Origin of the sequence: Psychrobacter sp. FME13, from assembly GCF_014861395.1 — a bacterium.
Taxonomy (GTDB): Bacteria; Pseudomonadota; Gammaproteobacteria; order Pseudomonadales; family Moraxellaceae; genus Psychrobacter.
The window spans coordinates 1-418 of the sequence record NZ_RRYV01000396.1; the positions used below are offsets into that span (position 1 = coordinate 1).

Annotated in this window: 1 protein-coding gene; it reads right to left on the minus strand. The window is 46.7% G+C overall.

Features of this window, described 5'->3' with window-relative positions; genetic code table 11:
• Positions 1-16: 16 nt before the first annotated feature.
• The gene (locus EI164_RS16755; protein ID WP_192521081.1) at positions 17-328 is read right to left on the minus strand and encodes a hypothetical protein; all 312 of its coding nucleotides are present in this window, start codon (positions 326-328) and stop codon (positions 17-19) included.
• Positions 329-418 lie beyond the last annotated feature (90 nt).

Here is a 418-nt window from a genome sequence, read left to right on the forward strand (position 1 = left end):
GACAAAGCTGCCTGACTCAAGCAATCCACTCTCCGATATAGTCGGGGCGGTTCATTTTTAACTGATGCGCCTCTCCTACTGGCGTCTCTTTTGCTTGTTGGACTTCCTTTTTCCATAATCTGGTATAGGGTAATATCATTCGCAGCTGAAATGCTAAGGCCATACTTAATACCATAAATAATAGCCACTGACCTAGCTGCCACTCGGACCAAAAGACCAACATACCCATCCAAGCAATGACACCAAGCACCATTATCTGAATGCGTGGAAACTCAACACAGCGCACCCACCAATTATCAAGGGGAATCCAGCCCCATATCGTCACCAAGGCGATAAACCCAGCTAGCCACTGTACGCTGTAATATAATTAGGACTTACGCAACAATCAGTCTAGGCGAGCGTAACTGCTCGCAGAGAT